This is a genomic window from Aeromonas sp. S15(2024), assembly GCF_041402265.1.
Classification (GTDB): Bacteria; Pseudomonadota; Gammaproteobacteria; order Enterobacterales; family Aeromonadaceae; genus Aeromonas; species Aeromonas dhakensis.
This window is the reverse complement of the sequence record NZ_JBGLQY010000002.1, coordinates 181,403-203,075: the sequence shown is the minus strand read 5'-3', so window position 1 is coordinate 203,075 and position 21,673 is coordinate 181,403. Positions and strand designations below refer to the sequence as shown.

The window sequence follows — 21,673 nt, the reverse complement described above, 5'->3', positions numbered from 1 at the left end:
CATGGCAAGCGATCTGCTTGGAATTGGTACCTCGGGTGTGATGGCCCAGCAGCGACTGCTGCAGACCACCAGTAACAACATCGTCAACGTCAATAGCCAGGGCTATGTGCGTGAACGTACCCTGATCTATACCAATGCCAACGGACTCGGCACCGGGGACATGCTGACCGAGCGGGTCATCAACGCCTATGCCCAGGGGGAGGTCAGACGCGACACCTCGGCCTTCTATGCCTCTTCCACCCGTTATCAGCAGCTCGCCAACACCGACACCCTGCTGGGGGACACCAGCAACAGCGTCGGTGCCGCCATCAGCTCCTATTTCGAAGGGTTCCATACCGCCAACGAAGCACCCGCCGACATCTCGGGCCGCAAGACCACCCTGAGCGGGCTGAGTGGCATGGTGAACCGCTTTCATACCCTGTCGGCCCAGCTGGACAAGCAGACCGACACCATCAACACCACCATCGGGGATGAAGCCAAGCGGGTGAACAGCCTGATCAACAGCATCAACGATCTGAACCAGGCCATCATTCGCACCCAGGGCACGCCGGAAGAGAACCTGATGCTGTTCGACCAGCGTGACGAGGCCATTCGCCAGCTCTCCGAGAAGATGGAGATCCGCACCGTGCCGCAGGACAACGGCAGCATGCTGGTCAACATGAGCACCGGTCACTCCCTGGTGCTCAATGGCAGCGTTGCCCAGCTCAGCGTGGTGCCGGGCAATCCCGATGCCCGTGAGTCCGAGTTGCAGCTGGTCATGGACCCCAACAAGGTCGCCCTCAATGACAAGGACATAGGCGGCGGGATAGGGGGGCTCTTCTCCGCCCGCAACGATCTGGAGCCGGCCAAGCGCGAGCTGGGTCAGCTGGCGGCCGCCATGGCGGATGCCATGAACCAGCAAAACCGGTTAGGGATGGATCTGGACAACGAGCTGGGGGGGGATCTCTTCTCTCTCGGCACGAGCGATGGCCTGCCCTACAGCCAGAATACCGGCAACGCTACCGCCAAGGTGAGCTTCGTTCCCGGCAAGGGGACGGAAGTGACCACCTTCGACTACGAGGTGCAGTTCAGCAGTGCCACCGGCTACGAGGTGTTTTCGGTGGACAAGGATGGCAACCGCACCTCGCTGGCCACCGGCACCACGCCGCCCGCCACCGTGCAGGTGGCGGGGCACGGCATCCAGTTCGATCTCTCCGGCACGCCGGCGGCAGGGGACAGGATCCTGCTGCAACCCACCAAGCGGGCGGCAGCCGGCCTGGACCAGCTGGTGACCCGGGCCGAAGATCTGGCGCTGGCATCGCCGCTCAAGGCGGATAAAGGCAAAAAAAACTTCGGTTCGGGCGAGATCAAGCTCACAGGCATCACCAATACCGGTGCCGGCTCCGGCTTTGGCACCAACAGCCTGGATCCTGCCTCACCCCAGGTGGTGAAGATAGATGGCAGCGGCAACTATCAGGTCTATGCCGCGGACGGTACCACCCTGATCGGGGTTGCCCCCGCCTCCAGCAAGGGGCAGAACCTGATGGGCTCTATTATCAATCCCTTCCCGGTGGGGACGCCTGTTTACAGCGATCCTAAGCAGACGCCGGGTTATGAGTTCAGCATCACCGGCAAGGTGGAAGCCAATGACAGCTTCACCCTGAGCTACAACACCGACGGTTTTGCCGACAACGCCAACGGCCTGGCGCTGGCCGAACTGCAGAACAAGGATCTGGTGCGCAAGAGCAGCAACGCCGGCACCAGCAACGACAAGATGACCTTCAACGAGGCCTACTCCAGCCTGGTGACCGGGGTGGGCAACACCACCAGCCAGGCCAAGAGCCAGCTCAAGGCCGATGAAACGAAATTGACCCAGAGCAGGGAGATTTTCGAGAGTGTCTCCGGCGTCAGTCTGGAGGAGGAGGCGGCCAACCTGATCCGCTATCAGCAGTCCTATGCCGCCTCCGCCCAGATCGTCAGCACCGCCAAGACCATCTTCGACACCCTGCTGTCATCAGTGAGGTAACCCGATGCGTATCACCACCAACATGGTCTATGACCGCAACATCACCTCGCTGAACGGCGCCAACGAGCGGCTGAGCACGGCTTATGAACAGCTGATGACCGGCAACAAGTTCAAGACGGCGGGGGAGGACCCTTCCGGCATGAGCCAGAAGTTGGCGCTGACCAAGGAGATCGATCTCTTCAAGCAGTACGGGGTCAACGGCAGCCTGCTGGAAAACAGTCTGGGCCACGAGGAGACGGTGCTGACCGCCCTCAACACCGCCATGACCAGTGCCCAGACCCTGATCCAGAAGGCGAACGACTCGGCGGTGGGGTACGAGGATCGCCAGGCCATTGCCAGCGAGCTGGAGGGGCTGCAAAAGCAGATGTTCGACCTGATGAACAGCAAGAACTCCCAGGGCGAATATATCTTCGGCGGCAATCAGAGCAAGACCCAGCCCTTCATTCAGGATGCCAGCGGCAACTACATCTTTCAGGGGGATACCGGCCAGCGCAAGATCCAGGTGTCACCGACGGTGCAGATTGCTGCCAACGATTCGGGCTTCAACCTGTTCGAAATCGTGCCGACCCGTCGTACCAGCAGCGCGGGGAGCGCCAATATTCAGGTCGGGGTGGCCGATCAGGGCCACTTCGACAGTTTTTACCGCAACAACTATGACCCTTCGCTCGCCAGCAACCAGTACACGGTGAACACCATCGCTGGCACGCCGGATACCTACGAGATCAGGGATGGTGGCGGTACCCTGCTGCAAAGCGGCGACTATGTGGCGGGCAACAAGATCCCCTTCAACGGGCTGGAGCTGACTCTGTCGCTGCCGGCGGGGGGGGCCGCGCAAAACTTCGTGCTGGATCCGCCCCAGAACAACAACATCCTGGATGGCATGTCCGATTTCATCACGGCGCTGCGGGATCCCAACATCACGCCGGATACCTTCCAGCTGAAGGTGGCGGATGCCACCGCCCACATGAAGAATGCCCGTCTGAACGTGGATCAGGGGCTGGGGGAGATCGGCGGGCGCATGAACGGGCTGGAGCAGGTGATGGGTTCGAACGAAGGCTTGAGTACCCTCAACCAGCAGGCGAGGGCCAAGGTCTCCGAAGCGGATCTCTACGAGGTGATCGCCACCCTGTCGAAAGAGGATGCGGCCCTGAGCGCCACCCAGCTCTCTTTCAGCAAGATCAGCAAGTTGACCCTGTTCGACTACATCCGCTGAGCTTTTTTCATCGCTTGCGGCCCTGGCTGGCCGCAAGCGATGGTTGCCGTTCCAGTCCCTTTTTTTCGCTTTTTTATCCTCATTCAACTCCCCTTGCCAACCAATTGTAACAAGCTGTTGCCATGGGCCATTTAGCCCCTTGCCCCGGGTTGACTCCTATTGAGCGTTCGATAATCATGCTGCCCGCACAACAGAGGGTTGTGCGACTATTTGCAGCATCTCGTTAGGCGAGGCTCCTGTATAAACACAGGCCACTGATCTCACGACGTCCAGAGACGCCCAAGATCAGGACAGTTTTCATCGGATTAAGGTGTAAACCCAAGTGGCTTCCGGCATGCCGGATACGTTATGCAGTGCTAAAGCTGGTACGTGGGGATGATGACACGCCGAACGGCGTCATTTCCTGCCTATTACTCGTCAATCAAATTGCTGTTTTCTTTCAGACGGCGACGGATCACCGTTCGCGCTCAGGCTTGCCTGAAATCACATGAGGTCATTTGTGATGAAGAAAACACAGACACTACTCAATCGTCACCAACTGCTCGATCTGGCCGCCCTGCAGGGCTGGCTGGAGCACAACCTGGATCCGGTTCAGCGCGCCGATCAACTGCTGACCCTGCGTCCGGAAGAGCTCAACTGCATCTTCGATACCCTGCCCATCAACGAGGGGGCTGCACTGCTCGGCTCGCTGTCGGCGGAGTGTGCCGGCCGGCTGCTGATGCGACTGCATGTCAGCATCGTCAGCCTGTTGCAGGGGGCCATGCCCCGGCGCGACATGCTGGCCATTCTGCGCCGGTTGGGAAGCAGTGATCGCACCATGCTGCTTGCCCGCTTCCCGGAGCAGGTACAGTCCACCTTCTACTCCCTGCTCGACTGGCCGACCGAATCGGTGGGCGCCAACATGCGCCACGAGTTTCTGGCCATCGGCGATCAGGAGACGGTGGGCAGTGCCAAGCAGCTGATCCACGATGCCTGGGACAACGCCCAGCTGTTCCAGAACCTCTATGTGGTCAACAACGACAAACGCCTGCTCGGCAGCATCTCGCTCAAATCTCTGCTGATTGCCGACCCGCAACTGCCGGTGAGCGAGCTGATGGACCGGGAGGTGGTGCGCATCAACGCTCGGGCGGATCAGGAGCTGGCCGCTCGCCTGCTGATCGATCGCGACCTCTCGACCTTGCCGGTCGAGGATCAGGGCAAGCTGGTGGGTATCTTCCACGTGGACGATGCCGCCGACATCCTGGAGCTCGAATCCACCGAGGATGCGGAGATGCAGGGGGGCTCCTCGCCGCTCGATACCCCCTATCTGCAGGCAACTCCCTGGCAGCTGTGGCGCAAGCGGGTAGGCTGGCTGCTGATCCTGTTCGTGGCCGAAGCCTATACAGGTACCGTGCTGCGGGCCTTTGAAGAGCAGTTGGAAGCCGCCATCGCGCTGGCCTTCTTCATTCCGCTCCTGATCGGCACCGGCGGCAACAGCGGCACCCAGATCACCACCACGATCGTCCGTGCCATGGCGGTCGGGGAGGTGAGCCTGCGCAACCTCGGCACCGTGCTCAAAAAAGAGATCTCTACCGGTCTGCTCATCTCGGCGGCCATTGCCCTGGCGGCCTGGGTGCGGGCCTGGAGCCTGGGGGTTGGTCCCCAGATCGGCATGGTAGTGACTCTGACCATCATCGCCATCGTGCTGTGGAGCGCCACCGTCGCCTCTGTGATCCCCATGGTGCTGCGTCGCTTTCGCATCGACCCGGCGGTGGTGTCCGCCCCCTTCATCGCCACCCTGGTGGACGGCACCGGTCTCATCATCTACTTCGAGATCGCCAAGCTGCTGCTGCCCGAGCTGCAGTAAGTCGCCATCTGAGAAAACGCAAAAGGCAGCCCATGGGCTGCCTTTTTTGCATCCGTCGCCCGCGCTCAGCCGAGCTGGAACAGCAGTGGCCAGCCCTGCTCCTGGCAATAGCGATGCTCTTTTTCCAGATTCTGCATCAGCAATTTGTTCTCCTCGCACCAGTCGAGCGGCAGGGTCACCACCAGCTGATCGCCTTGCGCCGCGACCTTCCACTCGGGCAGCAGGTTGTCCTGACGCCTGTGGTGGGCGGCCACCGCGAGGCGCAGGATGCGGATGCAGCGCAGCACCGTCTGCTCGTCGTGGTTGGGCAGGGCGGGTAGCTCGGAGAGTTTGAGCCCCTTGCGCTGGAAGCGCACCAGGGCCGCCAGCAGGGCCTGATCGTCCTGGTTGAAGCCGGGCAGATCGGTGTGCTGCAGGATATAGGCGGAGTGGCGGTGGATGCCGCTGTAGTTGATGGCAAGGCCAATCTCGTGCAGCCGCGCCGCCCAGCCGAGGATGGCGCGATAGGGCTCTACCGGCAGCTGCCATGGCACCTGCAGGGCATCAAACAGGGTCAGCACGCTCTGTTCCACCCGGGCGGCCTGCTTTCGGTCCAGCCGGTAGTGGGTGCCGAGGGCCTGGGCGGTGCGCTCGCGAATGTCGTGGTGTTGCAGCCGCTCCTCGAACTCATACAGCAAGCCTTCGCGCAGGGCGCCGTCGGAGTACTCCATCCGCTCGATGGGCAGGGAGGTGAAGAGCCCGATCAGGATGGCGACCGCGGCGGCAAACACCTCCTGGCGCTCTTCGGTGAGGCCGGCCAGCTTGAGATCGCCGACCCGCTTGTGGGCCAGCATCTCCCGTTTGAGCTGCTCCAGCCCGGCGAGCGTGATGCTGCCGTCGGTCCAGCCCTCACCCTGCAGCACATCGCGCACGGTGCGGATCGATCCCGAACTGCCGAGGCAGCTCTGCCAGCCCAGCTTGCGGTACTGGTTGATGATGGGGGCGAGCTGGTGTTGAGCCTCCAGCACGGCGCCGTTGAAGGCTTTTTCGCCGAGCTTGCCGTTGGCAAAGAAGCTCTGGGTAAAGCTGACGCAGCCCATCTTGCGGCTGGTGAGCGCCTTGTGTTCGAACCCTTCGCCGATGATGAGCTCGGTGCTGCCGCCGCCGATGTCCACCACCAGCACTTGTCCCTCGATGTGCTGGGTATGGGCGACCCCCTGATAGATGAGACGCGCCTCCTCCTGGCCGCTGATGATCTCGATGGGGTGGTTGAGCACCTTGGCCGCCTCGCTCACAAACTCGCGGGCATTGCTGGCGCGGCGCAACGTGTAGGTACCGGCGATGCGGATCTGATCCGGATTGATGTTGGTGAGCCGCTCGGCAAAGATCGACAGACAGGCGAGGCCGCGAGCCATCGCCTCCGGGCTCATCCGCTTGTGGGCATCCATCCCTTCGGCCAGCCGCACCCGCTCCTTGATGCGATCGACGATGCGAAAGCGCCCCTCGCTGAGATGGGCGATCACCATGTGAAAGCTGTTCGAGCCGAGATCGACGGCGGCGTACAGGCTATTGTCCATTGTTTGACTCTATGCGTTTGAGGTAGTCGTAAATCGCGACCTGGGAGCGAATTTTGCGGCGGTTGCCCCGCTTCACGTATTCGTTCTTCTGGTCGGCATCGATGACCCGCGCCTTGCAGGTGTCACTCAGTTGTAGCTCGAGAATATCCAGGATGCGCTGCTTGAGACGCTCGTCGTAGATGGGGGTACCCACCTCGATGCGACCGTCAATGTTGCGGCTCATCCAGTCGGCGCTGGAGATATAGAGCTGGGGGTTGCCCCGGTTGTGGAACACCATCACCCGCGGATGTTCGAGGAAGCGGTCGATGATGCTGATGACCCGGATGTTGTCGCTAAGACCCGGCACCCCGGGGCGCAGGGCGCACATGCCGCGGATGATCATCTGGATGGGCACCCCGGCCTGGCCGGCGGCATAGAGCCGGTTGATGAGATCCCTGTCCACCAGGTTGTTGATCTTGAGGGTGATGCCGCTTGGCTGCCCCGCCTTGGCGTTGGTGAGCTCGTTGTCGATGAGCCGATAGAGCTGGCGCCGGCTGTTGATGGGGGAGACCAGCAGGTGGTTGAACTTGTAGCGCCGGTAGGGATATTCGATGTATTCAAACACGCTCTCCACCTCGGCGGTGATGTCCGGGTGGCGGGTCAGCAGGGAGAAGTCGGTGTAGATCTTGGCGGTCTTCTCGTTGAAGTTGCCGGTGCCGATGTGGGCGTAACGCACCGCCTCGCCATGTTCGTGGCGGGTGATGAGGCAGAGCTTGGAGTGGATCTTGAGGCTCGGCACCCCGAACACCACCTTGACCCCCGCATTGGTCAGGATATTGGCCCAGTCGATGTTGGCCGCCTCGTCGAAGCGGGCGCGCAGCTCCACCACCACGGTCACCTTCTTGCCGTTGTTGGCGGCGTCGATGAGGGAGTGGATGATGCGCGACTTCTTGGCCACCCGGTAGATATTGATGCGAATGGCGCTCACCGCCGGATCGAAGGCCGCCTGGCGCACCAGCTCGGTGAAGTGGTGGAACTTGTGGTACGGGTAGTAGAGCAGTATGTCCTGCTTGGTGATGGCGTCGAAGGCGTTGACGAAACCGTCGAAGTCGCGGCAATCGAGCGCCGGCAGCTTGGGGTTCTCCAGATAGTCCCGACCCACGTTGGGGAAGCCGATGAAATCCTTGAAGTTGTGGTAGCGCCCGCCCGGCATGATGGCGTCGTAGGAGCTGATCTGCAGCTTGAGCTTCAAGAAGCTTATCATGGCCGCCGGCATCTCCCGCTCGTAGACGAAGCGCACCGGCATGGCGGTGAGGCGCTGTTTCAAGCCATCACTCATCTTGTCCACCAGGCTGAGGTCGAGCTGGTCGGAGAGGTCATACTCGGCATCCCGGGTCAGCTTGACCGCGTAGGCGGCAATCTCGTCGTAATCGAAGAAGCCCTTGAAGATCTCGTCCAGACAGAAGCGGATGACGTTGTCCAGGATGATGATCTGCTTCTTGCGGCGGGTGCCCTCCGGCGGCAGCTGGAAGAAGCGGGGCAGATCGTCGGTCGGCACCTCCACCAGGGCGTACTGGATCACCTGGCCGTTCTTCTTCATCTCAATGGCCAGGTAGGTGTACTCGTCTTTCAGGAACTTGACCGGGTTGACCTCCTTGTTGAGCAGGATCGGGATGATGTGGCGCAGCACCTTCTCCTTGAAGAAGACCCGCAGCCACTGCTGGATGGATTCGGAGAGCTGGTTCTCGTTGACCAGGAAGATGTTGTGGCGGGCCAGCGCGATCAGCAGCTCCTTGTAGGTGTTGTCGAACGCCTCGCCGAGCGCCATCACCTTCTGCTGGATGGCCCGCAGCAACACCTTGGCCTCGTCGTCGCCGCCGTGCACCTCGTTGATCAGGATGCGGCGCTTGACGTCCGACACCCGTACCTTGAAGAACTCGTCCTGGTTGGAGGAGAAGATCCCCAGAAAACGGACCCGCTCGATGAGCGGGACCGTCTTGTCCATCGCCTCTTGCAACACCCGTTCATTGAATGAGAGCCAACTCAGCTCCTTCTCTTCATACTGCTTGTCGGTGCTCATGTGATGCCTCTGTGGTCAGGTCGCGTCTGCGCGGCAGTTATGGCGTGGAAATATGACAGATTGATGACCATCCGCTCAGTCGATGAAGGCCTGGTCGATGTCGACCACCAGATCGTCGGAGAGGGACTCCAGCGCACTGATGAGATCCCCCAGTTCGAGCCGGGGCGGCAGCGCCACCAGGGCGTGGGCGTAGAAGAGCGGGGCGCCGGAATGGGGGGCGGGCTCGCAGCCGGTGGTGAGGTCGGCCACGTTGACGTTGAGCTGGCGCAAGATGCTGGCCACCTCGTGGACGATGCCGGCCCGGTCGTTGCCGGTGACGCTGACCATCACCTGCCGCTCCGGCTCCTGGCTGAGCTGGCCTTCGGCGAAGCTGACGGTGAGGCCGGGCAGCATAGCCAGTGCCTCGCACAGGCTGCGGTAGTGCTCGTCAGGCACGCTCACGTGCAGGATGCCGGCAAACTGTCCCGCCAGCTCGCTCATGGAGCTGGCCAGCCAGTTGCCCTGCTGGTGGCTGATGACGTCCGCCAGACTCTCGACGATACCGGGCTTGTCCGCTCCGATCACGGTCACGACCAATTGCTTTTGCATCCTGCTCTCCTTGGAATTGGGTTTCTCCAGCATTGTGCCTGCTGTCACAGGCCATATGAAGCCCCGCCGGCAGCAAAAATGGCGAAAAAGCGCGGCGAAGAGGGGGCTGACGCCATTTCTGCACTGCCTGTGCCTGCAGCCGCGTGGTAGAGTGATGCCCCTGTTTTGTATTGTGAAACTAGCTGGCTCTGGTGAGCGGGATGTGCGCGTATGAATAGCCTTGTCGTATCGGGATTGGTGTTGTTGGTGCTGCTTCTGCTGGCGATTTTCTGGAGCAGGGGCAAGAAGGGCAAAGCGCTGCCCTATGAGCTGCAGGAAACCCTGTTCAGCCCGGCGGAGCGCTCCTTCCTCGGTGTGCTGGATCTGGCGGTGGGCGACCAGGCCCGGGTCTTTGCCAAGGTGCGGGTGGCCGATGTGCTGACGCCGGAGGCGGGGATGGGCAAGAGCAAGTGGCAGCAGGCCTTCAACAAGATCAGCGCCAAGCACGTGGACTATCTGCTCTGCCACCCCTCGGATCTCTCCTTCATCTGCGCCATCGAACTCGATGACAGCTCCCACCGTCATCAGAAGCGCAAGGCGCGGGACAGCTTCCTCAAGGCCGCCTTTGACAGCGCCGGTCTGCCGCTGCTGCAGATCCCGGCGAGCAGCCACTATCAGGTCGAGGAGCTGCGCGAACAGATCCTGCCGCTGCTGAACCGCAGTACGGATCTGCCGCAAGAGGATCTGCTGCCGGGCGAGCGCCGCGAACCTACCTTCAGCCCTCTGCAGCTGGACAGGGTCGAGGTGGAAGAGCCCCACCATGGTGGCCGAGCCCCGGCCGTGGCCCCCATCAAGGCCATCGTATCGCCACGCAGCGCGCCGCTGCCGGCGGCCGACGTCGAGCTGGTGGACAATCTGTTTGCCGAGGTGGAAGAGGACGAAGACGAGGCTCCCCATCAGGTGCCGCACTGCCCCCGTTGCGATGCGCCGCTGGTGGAGCGGGAAGCCAAGAAGGGACCCCATGCCGGCCGGCTGTTCCTGGCCTGCAGCCGCTTCCCCGAGTGCCGTTACGCCGCGCCCCACACTCACGCCCGTCATTGACCATCCCGCCTGCTTGCGGCCCGCTGCGGGCCGCAAGCAGACGCTCTCGCTCCTGTTCCTCTCCTCCTCTTGTTTGCCTGCGGCCTGCCCGCGTTACCCAAAAAAAGTGTCGACAAAATTTATCTTGTGGCGCCGTTGGGTCGATAAACTTAGGTGAAATGCGACAAATTTTGACAATGCGTCGGAATTTTGGCACTTTGTGCATCCTGCATAAAGTGCGTGGCTTGACCACATAAGCACAATAAAACAATAAGTTACGTCGAGAATAGAGGGATGGATATGATGGCAATGGGAGTGTTGATTGTTGACGCCGATGCGCAGCGGCGCCAACAGTTGGGGACAGTTCTCTCGTTCATGGGGATCCCCTGGCAGGAGGTTGCCGAGGGTGATCTGGAGGTAGCCATCGAGTCATCCGGCCCGCTGCAGGGGGTACTGACCGGTGCCCTCAATGGCCGGCCGCTGGGCGAGCTGCTGACCGGTTTTCCCCGGGTACCCTTTCTGTCGCTGGTGGAAGCCGACTTCCCCAACAGCAACTTCATCGGGGTGGCAGAGTCCCCCTTCACCTACGAATCCCTGACCCGCCATCTGCACTTTTGCCAGGCCTTCGTCTCCCTCCATCCCCGTCAGCAGACCCACGACAAGGGGCAGGCGCTGCTGCGGCTGCTGGTGGGTAAGGGCAAGGGGATCCAGGAGGTGCGCCGGCTCATCAGCCAGGTGGCCGAGACCGATGCCAACGTGCTGATCCTCGGCGAATCGGGTACCGGCAAGGAGGTGGTGGCGCGCGCCATCCATGAACTCTCGGCCCGAAGCGCGGGCCCCTTCGTGCCCATCAACTGCGGCGCCATCCCGGCTGAGCTGCTCGAGAGCGAGCTGTTCGGCCACGAGAAGGGGGCCTTCACCGGCGCCATCGCCGCCCGGCGCGGCCGCTTCGAGCTGGCCCAGGGGGGCACCCTGTTTCTCGACGAGATCGGCGACATGCCGCTGCCGATGCAGGTCAAGCTGCTGCGGGTGTTGCAGGAGCGGATGTTTGATCGGGTCGGCGGTGGCAAGCCGATTCAGGCGGACGTGCGCATCATTGCCGCCACCCACCGGGATCTGGAGGCGATGATCCGCACCCAGGTCTTCCGTGAAGATCTCTACTATCGCCTCAACGTCTTCCCCATCGAGACCCCGCCGCTGCGGGATCGGGCCGACGACATCCCGCTGCTGCTGCAGGAGCTGCTCAATCGCCACGCCGAGCTGCACCAGGGGATGATCCGCCTGACCCAGCGCGCCATGGAGTCCCTGATGCAGTATCCTTGGCCTGGCAACGTGCGCGAGCTCTCCAACCTGCTGGAGCGGCTGCTCATCCTCTACCCGCAGCAGATCGTCGATGTGGCCGACCTGCCGAGCCGCTATCGGCTGCTGCCGTGCGAGCCGCGGGACGAGCGGCTGACCGAGATGGACGAGCGCGATGCGCTGGCCGCCGTGTTCCAGGATCCGCCCGAGCTGGATCTGCCCGCCAGCCACGCCCGCGCCATGCAGCTGCCGGAGGAGGGGGTCAACCTCAAGGAGATGCTGGCTGACCTGGAAGTGGAGCTGATCCGCCAGGCGCTGGAGTCCCAGGACGGGGTGGTTGCCCGCGCTGCCGACCTGCTCGGCATGCGCCGTACCACCCTGGTGGAGAAGATGAAAAAATACGGAATGAGCAAGGAAGCATAAGGGTCAAAGCCTTGACGCCTAGCTTCAAGGCTTTGATTTTATATATAATTTTTAGTGGCATGGAAATTGAATAAGCTGACTCAGTCGCCAGTTTGAGGTCAGCTTTATGACAGCCCAGCCGCAAGAAACCCCGCTCCAGTCTCACGAGGTGAGCCAGCTTTACGCCATCTTCACGGCGCTGCCCACCGGTGTCTTGCTGCTCGACGGTGAGGGCCGGATCACCCGCGCCAATCCGGCTGCCAAGGCGCTGCTGGGGGAGCCGCTGGAAGGGCAGGCCTGGCGCCAGATCATCGACCGCTGCTTTCAGCCCCGCGAGGATGACGGCCACGAGATCTCCCTGCGCGATGGGCGCCGGGTCCAGCTCTCGACCCAGCCGCTGCCGGATCAGCCGGGCCAGCTGGTGTTCATCAACGATCTGACCGAAACCCGCCAGCTGCAAGACCGCATCAACCACATGAAGCGGTTGTCAGCCCTTGGCAACATGGCCGCCTCGCTGGCCCACCAGATCCGCACGCCGCTCTCCGCCGCCATGCTCTATGCCGCCAACCTGGCCAACCGCACCCTCAAGCCGGAATCCCGCAGCCAGTTCCAGCAAAAGCTGATGGCACGCCTGCAGGATCTCGAGAAGCAGATCAACGACATCCTGCTGTTTGCCCGCAACGGCGACAACCAGGTGGTGACCCCCACCTCGGTACAGGGACTGCTGGCCGAGGTGCAGGCGGGGGCCGAAGCCTTCTGCGCCCAGCAGGGCTGCGAGCTGCACATGGAGGCGCCGGAGCCTGATCTCTGCCTGCTGGCCAACAACAGTGCGCTGGCGGGGGCCGTCAACAACCTCATCGCCAACGCCCAGCAGGCCGGCGCCACGTCGCTTCTGGTGAGCGCAGTGCGCAGCGGCGCCCGGGTGGAGCTGCGCATCCTCGACAACGGCAAGGGGATGCCCGCCCACCTGCTGAGCCAGATCTTCGAACCCTTCTTTACCACCCGCTCCCAGGGCACAGGCCTTGGGCTGGCGGTGGTGCAATCCGTCGTCCGTGCCCATCAGGGGGAGGTCAGCGTGGCCTCGGTCCCTGGCGAGGGCACCTGTTTTACCCTGTCGTTCCCCCTGCATCAGCAGGCGGTGCAGCTAGGAGGTGTCGCATGAGACATGTTGAGCGTCAGCGTCATCCGGCAGGGATCAATATCAATGCGGCCAGGCTGGCTGTGGTGGGAGGTGTAGCATGACTCAGGCCCGGATCCTGGTAGTGGAAGATGACAATGGCCTGCGCGAAGCGCTGATGGATACCCTGTTGCTCGGCGGCTATGAGTGCCGCGAGGTGGACAGCGGCGAGCGGGCCCTGCTGGCCCTGTCGCGCCAGAGCTTCGACATGGTGATCTCGGATATCCAGATGGGGGGGATGGACGGCCTGACCCTGCTGGCCAATATCCGCCAGCAATATCCCCAGGTGCCGGTGCTGTTGATGACCGCCTACGCCAACATCGACGGTGCGGTGCGCGCCATGCGCGAAGGGGCCATCGACTATCTGGCCAAGCCCTTCTCCCCCGAGGTATTGCTCAATCAGGTCAGTCGTTATGTGCCGGCCCAGAAGGTGGAGAAACGGGCCGTGGTCTACGGCGATCCCAAGACTGCCGAGCTGTTCCAGCTGGCGACCCGGGTGGCCAGAAGCGAGGCCACCGTGATGGTGACCGGTCCGAGCGGGACCGGCAAGGAGGTGCTGGCCCGCTACATCCACGACAACTCCAGCCGCGCCGAACAGACATTCGTCGCCATCAACTGCGCCGCCATTCCGGAAAACATGCTGGAGGCGACCCTGTTCGGCTACGAGAAGGGGGCCTTTACCGGCGCGGTGCAGGGCTGCCCCGGCAAGTTCGAACAGGCCCAGGGGGGGACCCTGCTGCTCGACGAGATCACCGAGATGGAGCTGGGGCTGCAGGCCAAGCTGCTGCGGGTGCTGCAGGAGAAAGAGGTGGAGCGGCTCGGCAGCCGCAAGCTGATCCCGCTCGACGTGCGGGTCATCGCCACCAGCAACCGGGATCTGAAAAAAGCGGTGCAGGACGGCCTGTTTCGCGAGGATCTCTACTACCGCCTCAATGTCTTCCCGCTGCGCTGGACGGCGCTGTGGGAGCGTCCCGGTGACATACTGCCGCTGGCGGAGCACCTGCTGGCACTGCATGCCGGTCAACAGGGATTGCCGACGCCGCAGCTCACAGAACCCGCTCGCGAGCGGCTGCTGGCTCACCCCTGGCCCGGCAACGTGCGTGAGCTCGACAACGTGGTGCAGCGCGCCCTTATTCTGAGCCCCGACGGCCTCATCGGCTGCGAGCACCTCATTCTGGAAGAGGTGGAGGAAGAGGAGATCCGCCTGGTCGGCAACGAGCGCAGCAGCGGCAGCGAACACCTGGGCAGCGAGCTCAAGCAGCAGGAGCACCAGATCATTCTCGACACCCTGCAGGATTGCAACGGCAGCCGCAAGGCGGTGGCCGACCGGCTCGGCATCAGCCCGCGCACCCTGCGCTACAAGCTGGCCCAGATGCGCGAGGCGGGGATCGACCTGCCGGCCTGATGCCATTCCGGGCCCGACCATGGGCCGCAGTGCGGGAGGCATCATGGTCTTGCCGGCCCGCCTCGATTATCATGGGGCCTCGGCGTTATGAGCCCGATTCCTGTCTGTATCGCAGCACAGGGGTCGGCGCCTTTATAAGGGACCCCTATGATCTCTCATCGAAAACTGGAAAGCGTACTCAACCATCTGCTCGAACCCCACGCCATCAAGGATTACTGCCCCAATGGCCTGCAGGTGGAGGGGCGTGAGCGCATTCGCAAGGTGGTGACCGGCGTGACCGCCAGCCAGGCTCTGATCGACGCGGCCGTGGCTGCCGATGCTGACGCCATCCTGGTCCATCACGGCTACTTCTGGAGTGGCGAGCCAGCCCAGATCACCGGCATGAAACAGCGCCGCATCAAGACCCTGCTGACCCACGACATCAACCTGTTTGCCTATCACCTGCCGCTGGACGTGCACCCCGAGGTGGGTAACAACGCCCAGCTGGCCCAGTTGCTGGGCATCAAGGTGCGCCGTGGCCTCGAGCCCTGGAACAGCAAGAGTGTCGCCATGGTGGGCAAGCTGGAAGAGCCCATGAGCGGCGCCGATTTTGCCAAGCTGATTGCCGAGCGCCTCGGCCGTGAAGCGCTCCATTGCGGCGACAGCGGCCCCGAGCTCATTCGCTCGGTGGCCTGGTGCACCGGTGGCGGCCAGAGCTACATCAATCTGGCGGCGGAGCAGGGCATCGATGCCTTCATCTCTGGCGAAGCCTCCGAGCAGACCATCCACACCGCCCGCGAGATGGGCATGCACTTCTACGCTGCCGGTCATCACGCCACCGAGCGTTACGGCGTCAAGGCGCTGGGGGAGTGGCTGGCGACGGTGCATGGGCTGGATGTGACCTTTATCGATATCGACAATCCGGTCTAGGTTCGATTAGCCGCGTAGCGGGGTAATCGGACCTGACTGCAGCAAGTGCGCTGGTAGATGGAAATGACAAGGGAGGCCTGGGCCTCCCTTGTTCTATTTTGCATGTTGCGGTTAACCGTTACTCGCTGGCATAACCCGCGGGGCCGAGCAGGGTGCCGTCAAGCAGGGCGGCCCCCTCCAGCATCTGCAGCCTGCCTTCACAGAACCACTGCACCACCAGCGGGTAGATGCTGTGCTCCTGCACCTGCACCCGGGCTGCCACCTCTTCGGCCGTGTCCCCTTCGAAGATGGGGACGCGCGCCTGCAGGATCACCGGGCCGCCGTCGAGCTCTTCGGTGACGAAGTGGACGCTGGCGCCGTGTTCGTCATCACCGGCGTCGATGGCGCGCTGGTGGGTGTGCAGCCCCTGATACTTGGGCAGCAGGGAGGGGTGGATGTTGACCATCCGCCCGGCAAAGTGCCGCACCAGGTCGGCACTCAGGATTCGCATAAAGCCGGCCAGCACCACCAGGTCGGGCTGATAGTCGTTCATTAGCGCCAGCAGGGCGGCGTCATACTCCTCCCGACTGGCAAACTGCTGCTGGGCGAGGATGGCGGTGGCCACCCCCGCCTCTTTGGCGCGCACCAGCCCGTAGGCATCGGCCTTGTTGCTGATGACGCCGACCACCTGCCCGGCAATCTTGCCATCGGCGCAACTGTCGAGAATGGTCTGCAGGTTGCTGCCGTTGCCGGAGATAAGGACCAGGATCCGCATCATTGGATGACGACCTGCTCCTCGCCATCGGCCGCCTTGGCGATATGGCCGATATGCCAGGCGTTCTCGCCTTCGGCCTTGAGCAGGGTCAGCGCTTTTTCCAGCTGATCCGCCGGCAGGGCGATGATCATGCCGACGCCGCAGTTGAAGGTCCGGTACATCTCGTGGCGGGTGACGTTGCCGGCCTCTTGCAGCCAGCTGAACACCGCCGGCCACTGCCAGCTCTGCTCGTCGATCACCGCCTGGGTGTTGGCAGGCAGCACGCGCGGGATGTTCTCCCAGAAACCGCCGCCGGTGATGTGGGAGAGGGCGTGGATCTCGCACTCCTTGATGAGCTTGAGCACGGGTTTCACATAGATGCGGGTCGGCTCCAGCAGGGCGTTGGCCAGGGTGGTGTCACCCAGCGGCTGCTGCACGTCGGCTTTGGAGACTTCCAGGATCTTGCGAATAAGGGAGAAGCCGTTGGAGTGGGGGCCGCTGGCGGCCAGGGCGATCAGGGCATCCCCTTCGCCGACCTTGCTGCCGTCGATGATCTCGCTCTTCTCCACCACGCCGACGCAGAAACCGGCGATGTCGTAGTCTTCCCCTTCATACATGCCCGGCATTTCGGCGGTTTCGCCGCCTACCAGGGCACAGCCGGACTGCTCGCAGCCGGCACCGATGCCGGTGACCACGGCCGCGGCGGTGTCGACGTCCAGTTTGCCAGTGGCATAGTAGTCGAGGAAGAAGAGGGGCTCGGCGCCCTGCACGATGAGGTCATTGACGCACATGGCCACCAGATCGATGCCGACGGTGTCGTGCTTCTTCAGGTCGATGGCGAGGCGCAGCTTGGTGCCCACCCCGTCGGTGCCGGAGACCAGCACCGGCTCCTTGTAGCCCGCAGGGATTTGACACAAGGCCCCAAAGCCGCCAAGACCACCAAGGACTTCAGGACGACGAGTGCGCTTTGACACGCCCTTGATACGTTCAACCAGTGCATTGCCGGCATCGATATCCACGCCAGCATCCTTGTAGCTCAGTGAGGTTTTGTCAGTCACGCGTATTCCCCGTCATATAAAGAAGTGGAGGGTAAAATTCGGGGCGTATTCTAACAGTGGCGGTGAAAAACCAGAAAGGAAATCGTTTGCGCGTTTTTGCGCGGAAATGCTCTACAAGCGGCGGCTTTTGTTGTATGATTCCGCGATTTTTTTGCGGCAGTTAGAGGAGATAATAATGAAAGTCGTTGAAGTCAAACACCCCCTGGTCAAGCACAAGATCGGTCTGATGCGTGAAGGCGATATCAGCACCAAGCGTTTCCGTGAACTGGCCAAGGAAGTGGGCAGTTTGTTGACCTACGAAGCGACCTCTGACTTCGAAACCGAGAAGGTTACCATCGATGGCTGGAACGGGCCAGTGGAAGTTGACCAGATCAAGGGCAAGAAGGTCACCGTCGTGCCCATCCTGCGTGCCGGTCTTGGCATGATGGATGGCGTGCTGGAGCACATGCCGAGCGCCCGCGTCAGCGTGGTCGGTATCTACCGCGACGAAGAGACCCTGCAGCCGGTTCCCTACTTCGAGAAGATTGTCAGCAACATCGAAGAACGTCTGGCGCTGGTCATCGACCCCATGCTGGCCACCGGCGGCTCCATGATCGCCACCATCGACCTGCTCAAGAAGAAGGGCTGCCAGTCCATCAAGGTGCTGGTGCTGGTTGCCGCGCCGGAAGGCATCAAGGCGCTGGAAGCCGCTCACCCGGACGTGGAGCTGTTCTGCGCCTCCATCGACCAGGGCCTGAACGAGAAGGGCTACATTGTCCCGGGTCTGGGCGACGCCGGTGACAAGATCTTCGGCACCAAGTAAGCCGCGATCGCCTCAAGGCGTGCCTGCAGGCGCGCAAACGGAGCCGGCACCTCGCCGGCTCCGCTGTTTCTCCCGCCCCGGCTTGCTGCCATGCGCGCCTTGCCGCTACCATAAGCACCATCTCCCATTTCGAGACTTTTCTCATGCTCAAACGTGTTGTGACCGCCCTCTGCTGCGGCTTGTCATTCATGGTGTCAGCCGCCCAGGTGACCGATCTCTATCAGGGCAAGGCCCCCACCAGCGGCGACATGGCGGCAGCTCAGTCCCAGGCCCTGGGCGAGGTGCTCGTCAAGGTGACCGGCAAGCGCGACATCCTGACCCAGCCGGCGGTGGTCAAGGCGCTGGCGGCACCCGGCTCGTTCGTGCAGCACTACGGTTATCAGGACGTGGGGCGGGTGAAGTTTCTCAAGGCCGATTTCGACGTGACCAAGGTCAATGCCCTGGTGGCCGAGAGCAAGTTCGCCCTGCTGGGTCCGGCCCGGCCGCAAGTGGCCATCTGGCTGGTGATCAATGAAGGGGAGCGGCGCATTCTGCCGGATCAGTCCAGCGATGGCTGGGCCGCCGCCCTGCGTACCCAGGCCCAGGCCATGGGGCTGCCGGTCAGCATTCCGCTGATGGACTTGGATGACAACATGGCGGTCAATGCCACCGACGTCTGGGGCCGTTTCGCCGATCCCATCCTCAAGGCGAGCCAGCGTTACGGTGCCGAGATGGTGGTGCTGGGCAAGCTCACCCCGGAGGGGGAAAAGTGGAGCATCGACTGGGGTCTCTACGGGCCCAAGGCCGGCGGTGAGCTGAGTGAACTGACCAGGGGTGAGGGCGCCGGCAGCCAGGCCGAGGTAGCGCAGACGTTCGCCGATGCCCTGGCAGGCTGGCTGGTGCAGAACTACGGGGCGCGTATCTCCGGTGTCGCCTCCAGCCAGACACTGGTGGTAGAGGGGCTGTCCGGTATCGACGGCATGATCACGGTGCAGAAGATGCTGCAGGGGATGGCCAGCGTCACCAAGGTGGAGATTGGCAAACTGGAGGGGGACAAGGTGACCTTCAACCTGAGCCTGCAGGGGGACAAGGCCGAGCTCATCCGTGGGCTGCAGCTGGAGAGCCGGTTGCGCCAGCTGGCGGATACCCCAGAGGGGCTGAGCTACCAGTGGTCGCAGCCCTGATCCTGGCCGAGGATCCTGACCATTCGGCCGTGAGGCATGGGCGCTCTTCTGCCAGGGCTTGAGCGCGCCGGCCAAGGAGTAGCCGTTCCCGTTAGCAATGGTCGCAGCCTGGATCCTTTATGAGGATCCACACCGCCCGGCATCGTCCGGGCGGTTCTCTATCCGCCTTCGCGATGATACACTTGCCCGCAAATGTCACAGTCAAAGCCCAACGAGTGAAGCAACCGGCCCAACTGTCTTTAGCCGTACAACTACCGGATGATGAAACCTTCGTCAGTTTTTATCCCGGCAACAATGCTCATCTGATCACCGCCCTCAAGAATGCGGCCATTGGTCAGGGATCACCTTTCCTCTATTTCTGGGGGGCCAAGGGATCGGGCCGCTCCCATCTGCTGCACGCCACCTGTGCCGAGGTCAATGCTCGCGACGCTGCAGCCGCTTATCTCTCCCTCGATCAGTTCGAACAGCTCGACCCCAGTATGCTCGATGCCCTAGAAAGCCTGCCGCTGGTCTGCCTCGACAGCCTGGAGGCGATCGCCGGCAATGCCCTGTGGGAGCGGGCCCTGTTCGACTTCTACAACCGTTGGAAGGAGAAGGGCGAGGGGACCCTGGTGGTGACCGGTTGCAGTGCGCCGCGCAAGCTGGGGCTGCAGCTGCCGGATCTCGCCTCCCGCCTCGATTGGGGAGTGAGCTTCCACCTCGACGAGCTGGACGATGAGGGCAAGCTCAGTGCCCTGCAACTGCGTGCCGAGTTGCGGGGCTTCAAACTGCCCATCGACGTGGGCCGCTTCCTGCTCAACCGCCTCTCGCGCGACATGCGCACCCTGCTCACCACCCTCAATCAGCTCGACAATGCCTCATTTCGCGCCAAGCGCAAGCTGACTATCCCCTTTGTTAAAGAGATCCTAGAGCTCTGAGTCCTTCGGGTGTGTTTGAGCGTGAGCGACGCCTAAGCAATGAATCAAAAGAAACCCCGGCCAGTGGCCGGGGTTTTGTTATCTCAAGGACTCTCTCAAAGAGTTCTGCCTATCAGTGGAACTGATCTTCTTCGGTGGAACCCGTTAAAGCGGTCACCGAGGATTGGCCGCCCTGGATGACGGTGGTCACCTTGTCGAAGTAACCGGTGCCCACCTCTTGTTGGTGTGCCACGAAGGTGTAGCCCCGCTCTGCAGCGGCGAACTCGGGCTGCTGCACCATCTCGACGTAGTGCTTCATCCCTTCGCCACGGGCGTACTGGTAGGCCAGTTCGTACATGTGGAACCACATGTTGTGGATGCCCGCCAAGGTGATGAACTGGTACTTGTAGCCCATGTCGGACAGCTCCTGCTGGAAGCGGGCGATGGTGGCATCGTCCAGATTCTTCTTCCAGTTGAAGCTCGGCGAGCAGTTGTAGGCCAGGATGCGATCCGGGAATTGGGCCTTGATCGCTTCGGCAAACTTGCGCGCCTCGTCCAGATCCGGCTTGGCGGTTTCGCACCACACCATGTCGGCGTAGGGGGCGTAGGCCAGACCGCGGGCGATGGCCTGATCGATGCCGGCACGCACCTTGTAGAAACCTTCGGCGGTACGCTCACCGGTCAGGAAGTCGGCATCGTAAGGATCCGCATCCGTGGTCAGCAGGTCTGCTGCGTTGGCGTCGGTACGGGCGATCACCAAGGTGCTGGTGCCGCACACGTCGGCCGCCAGACGAGCCGCGACCAGCTTCTGCACCGCTTCCTGGGTCGGAACCAGCACCTTGCCACCCATATGGCCGCACTTCTTGACGGAAGCGAGCTGATCTTCGAAGTGGACGCCGGCTGCGCCCGCTTCAATCATCCCCTTCATCAGCTCGAAGGCGTTCAGCACGCCGCCGAAGCCAGCTTCCGCATCCGCGACGATGGGCAGGAAGTAGTCGATGAAGCCCTCATCCTGTGGCCCTACCTTGTTGGCCCACTGGATCTGGTCGGCACGGGCGAAGGAGTTGTTGATGCGCTCCACCACCGACGGCACCGAGTTGGCCGGATAGAGGGACTGATCCGGATACATGGTGGAGGAGAGGTTGTTATCTGCCGCTACCTGCCAGCCGGAGAGGTAAATCGCCTCGATCCCCGCCTTGGCCTGTTGCACCGCCTGGCCGCCGGTCAGGGCGCCGAGGCAGTTGACGTAGCCCTTCTTGGCGCCGCCGTGGATCAGCTCCCACAGCTTGTCGGCGCCGCGTTGGGCCAGGGTGTGCTGCGGCTGCAGGCTGCCGCGCAGGTTGACCACGTCCTCGGCGCTGTAGCCGCGCTTGATCCCTTTCCAGCGGGGGTTCTGTGCCCAGTCTTTCTCGATAGCCTGGATCTGTTGCTCACGGGTCAGTGCCATATCAGTTCCCTCTTTCATTGATTTCACGTTTCCATTGACTTGTTATTGGCGAGCCC

The 21,673-nt window shown here is 62.4% G+C and carries 17 protein-coding genes and 1 riboswitch; of the genes, 11 read left to right on the top strand and 6 right to left on the bottom strand.

Features of this window, described 5'->3' with window-relative positions:
* Position 1: 1 nt before the first annotated feature.
* The 3 genes from ACB033_RS05070 to mgtE all read left to right on the top strand — a co-directional run bounded on the left by ACB033_RS05070 (position 2) and on the right by mgtE (position 5,064).
* Positions 2-2,005, top strand: a complete 2,004-nt coding sequence (locus tag ACB033_RS05070; protein WP_371140393.1) for a flagellar basal body rod C-terminal domain-containing protein — start codon at positions 2-4, stop codon at positions 2,003-2,005.
* Between the two features lie 4 nt (positions 2,006-2,009).
* Complete coding sequence (flgL, locus tag ACB033_RS05065) at positions 2,010-3,218, top strand: flagellar hook-associated protein FlgL (RefSeq protein WP_024942445.1); 1,209 nt, start codon at positions 2,010-2,012, stop codon at positions 3,216-3,218.
* A gap of 212 nt (positions 3,219-3,430) precedes the next feature.
* Positions 3,431-3,600: riboswitch (M-box (ykoK) riboswitch) on the top strand.
* 120 nt (positions 3,601-3,720) lie between these two features.
* The gene (gene mgtE / locus ACB033_RS05060) at positions 3,721-5,064 is read left to right on the top strand and encodes a magnesium transporter (RefSeq protein WP_005302756.1); all 1,344 of its coding nucleotides are present in this window, start codon (positions 3,721-3,723) and stop codon (positions 5,062-5,064) included.
* Positions 5,065-5,129: 65 nt separating this feature from the next.
* Here mgtE and ppx read toward each other — a convergent pair whose 3' ends face one another.
* The 3 genes from ppx to ACB033_RS05045 form a co-directional block, all read right to left on the bottom strand.
* Complete coding sequence (gene ppx, locus ACB033_RS05055; protein ID WP_139397919.1) at positions 5,130-6,620, bottom strand: exopolyphosphatase; 1,491 nt, start codon at positions 6,618-6,620, stop codon at positions 5,130-5,132.
* On the bottom strand, positions 6,610-8,679 hold the full coding sequence (ppk1, locus tag ACB033_RS05050) for a polyphosphate kinase 1 (RefSeq protein WP_005302754.1): 2,070 nt from the start codon (positions 8,677-8,679) through the stop codon (positions 6,610-6,612). The genes ppx and ppk1 overlap by 11 nt, the downstream gene beginning before the upstream one ends.
* 75 nt (positions 8,680-8,754) lie before the next feature.
* The gene (locus tag ACB033_RS05045; RefSeq protein ID WP_005302753.1) at positions 8,755-9,267 is read right to left on the bottom strand and encodes a glycine cleavage system protein R; all 513 of its coding nucleotides are present in this window, start codon (positions 9,265-9,267) and stop codon (positions 8,755-8,757) included.
* A 210-nt stretch (positions 9,268-9,477) separates the two neighbouring features.
* Here ACB033_RS05045 and ACB033_RS05040 point away from each other — a divergent pair, with 210 nt between their 5' ends.
* The 5 genes from ACB033_RS05040 to ACB033_RS05020 all read left to right on the top strand — a co-directional run bounded on the left by ACB033_RS05040 (position 9,478) and on the right by ACB033_RS05020 (position 15,518).
* The gene (locus tag ACB033_RS05040) at positions 9,478-10,347 is read left to right on the top strand and encodes a DUF2726 domain-containing protein (RefSeq protein ID WP_162519920.1); all 870 of its coding nucleotides are present in this window, start codon (positions 9,478-9,480) and stop codon (positions 10,345-10,347) included.
* 279 nt (positions 10,348-10,626) lie between these two features.
* Positions 10,627-12,048, top strand: coding sequence for a sigma-54 dependent transcriptional regulator (locus tag ACB033_RS05035; protein WP_005302751.1), 1,422 nt, complete (start codon positions 10,627-10,629; stop codon positions 12,046-12,048).
* 106 nt (positions 12,049-12,154) lie between these two features.
* Positions 12,155-13,189, top strand: a complete 1,035-nt coding sequence (locus tag ACB033_RS05030) for a sensor histidine kinase (protein ID WP_005302750.1) — start codon at positions 12,155-12,157, stop codon at positions 13,187-13,189.
* 76 nt (positions 13,190-13,265) lie between these two features.
* Positions 13,266-14,609, top strand: coding sequence for a sigma-54 dependent transcriptional regulator (locus ACB033_RS05025; protein WP_139725872.1), 1,344 nt, complete (start codon positions 13,266-13,268; stop codon positions 14,607-14,609).
* A gap of 147 nt (positions 14,610-14,756) precedes the next feature.
* Complete coding sequence (locus tag ACB033_RS05020; RefSeq protein ID WP_139725871.1) at positions 14,757-15,518, top strand: Nif3-like dinuclear metal center hexameric protein; 762 nt, start codon at positions 14,757-14,759, stop codon at positions 15,516-15,518.
* 118 nt (positions 15,519-15,636) lie between these two features.
* Here the strand turns inward: ACB033_RS05020 and purN are convergent, their stop codons facing one another.
* Positions 15,637-16,275 carry a phosphoribosylglycinamide formyltransferase gene (gene purN, locus ACB033_RS05015; RefSeq protein WP_094696670.1) on the bottom strand — a complete coding sequence of 213 codons (639 nt, stop codon included), beginning with the start codon at positions 16,273-16,275 and terminating at the stop codon, positions 15,637-15,639.
* Positions 16,272-17,309 carry a phosphoribosylformylglycinamidine cyclo-ligase gene (gene purM, locus ACB033_RS05010; protein ID WP_139725870.1) on the bottom strand — a complete coding sequence of 346 codons (1,038 nt, stop codon included), beginning with the start codon at positions 17,307-17,309 and terminating at the stop codon, positions 16,272-16,274. Before purM ends, purN begins: the two co-directional genes overlap by 4 nt.
* Positions 17,310-17,484: 175 nt before the next feature.
* Here purM and upp point away from each other — a divergent pair, with 175 nt between their 5' ends.
* The 3 genes from upp to hda all read left to right on the top strand — a co-directional run bounded on the left by upp (position 17,485) and on the right by hda (position 20,191).
* Positions 17,485-18,111, top strand: a complete 627-nt coding sequence (upp, locus tag ACB033_RS05005) for a uracil phosphoribosyltransferase (protein WP_005302745.1) — start codon at positions 17,485-17,487, stop codon at positions 18,109-18,111.
* 143 nt (positions 18,112-18,254) lie between these two features.
* Complete coding sequence (locus ACB033_RS05000; protein ID WP_139725869.1) at positions 18,255-19,274, top strand: DUF2066 domain-containing protein; 1,020 nt, start codon at positions 18,255-18,257, stop codon at positions 19,272-19,274.
* A 215-nt stretch (positions 19,275-19,489) separates the two neighbouring features.
* Positions 19,490-20,191 carry a DnaA inactivator Hda gene (gene hda / locus ACB033_RS04995; RefSeq protein ID WP_010633474.1) on the top strand — a complete coding sequence of 234 codons (702 nt, stop codon included), beginning with the start codon at positions 19,490-19,492 and terminating at the stop codon, positions 20,189-20,191.
* A 112-nt stretch (positions 20,192-20,303) separates the two neighbouring features.
* On the opposite strand, the gene aceA is transcribed toward hda, so the two are convergent.
* Entirely contained in the window at positions 20,304-21,617 is a 1,314-nt protein-coding gene (gene aceA / locus ACB033_RS04990; RefSeq protein ID WP_005302742.1) for an isocitrate lyase, read from the bottom strand.
* Positions 21,618-21,673 lie beyond the last annotated feature (56 nt).

What these genes read in the sequence shown, in the direction of transcription:
- ACB033_RS05070 (WP_371140393.1), top strand. Translation starts at nt 2, where the DNA reads ATGGCAAGCGATCTGCTTGGAATTGGTACCTCGGGTGTGATGGCCCAG.
- flgL (WP_024942445.1), top strand. Translation starts at nt 2,010, where the DNA reads ATGCGTATCACCACCAACATGGTCTATGACCGCAACATCACCTCGCTG.
- mgtE (WP_005302756.1), top strand. Translation starts at nt 3,721, where the DNA reads ATGAAGAAAACACAGACACTACTCAATCGTCACCAACTGCTCGATCTG.
- ppx (WP_139397919.1), bottom strand. Translation starts at nt 6,620, where the DNA reads ATGGACAATAGCCTGTACGCCGCCGTCGATCTCGGCTCGAACAGCTTT.
- ppk1 (WP_005302754.1), bottom strand. Translation starts at nt 8,679, where the DNA reads ATGAGCACCGACAAGCAGTATGAAGAGAAGGAGCTGAGTTGGCTCTCA.
- ACB033_RS05045 (WP_005302753.1), bottom strand. Translation starts at nt 9,267, where the DNA reads ATGCAAAAGCAATTGGTCGTGACCGTGATCGGAGCGGACAAGCCCGGT.
- ACB033_RS05040 (WP_162519920.1), top strand. Translation starts at nt 9,478, where the DNA reads ATGAATAGCCTTGTCGTATCGGGATTGGTGTTGTTGGTGCTGCTTCTG.
- ACB033_RS05035 (WP_005302751.1), top strand. Translation starts at nt 10,627, where the DNA reads ATGATGGCAATGGGAGTGTTGATTGTTGACGCCGATGCGCAGCGGCGC.
- ACB033_RS05030 (WP_005302750.1), top strand. Translation starts at nt 12,155, where the DNA reads ATGACAGCCCAGCCGCAAGAAACCCCGCTCCAGTCTCACGAGGTGAGC.
- ACB033_RS05025 (WP_139725872.1), top strand. Translation starts at nt 13,266, where the DNA reads ATGACTCAGGCCCGGATCCTGGTAGTGGAAGATGACAATGGCCTGCGC.
- ACB033_RS05020 (WP_139725871.1), top strand. Translation starts at nt 14,757, where the DNA reads ATGATCTCTCATCGAAAACTGGAAAGCGTACTCAACCATCTGCTCGAA.
- purN (WP_094696670.1), bottom strand. Translation starts at nt 16,275, where the DNA reads ATGATGCGGATCCTGGTCCTTATCTCCGGCAACGGCAGCAACCTGCAG.
- upp (WP_005302745.1), top strand. Translation starts at nt 17,485, where the DNA reads ATGAAAGTCGTTGAAGTCAAACACCCCCTGGTCAAGCACAAGATCGGT.
- ACB033_RS05000 (WP_139725869.1), top strand. Translation starts at nt 18,255, where the DNA reads ATGCTCAAACGTGTTGTGACCGCCCTCTGCTGCGGCTTGTCATTCATG.
- aceA (WP_005302742.1), bottom strand. Translation starts at nt 21,617, where the DNA reads ATGGCACTGACCCGTGAGCAACAGATCCAGGCTATCGAGAAAGACTGG.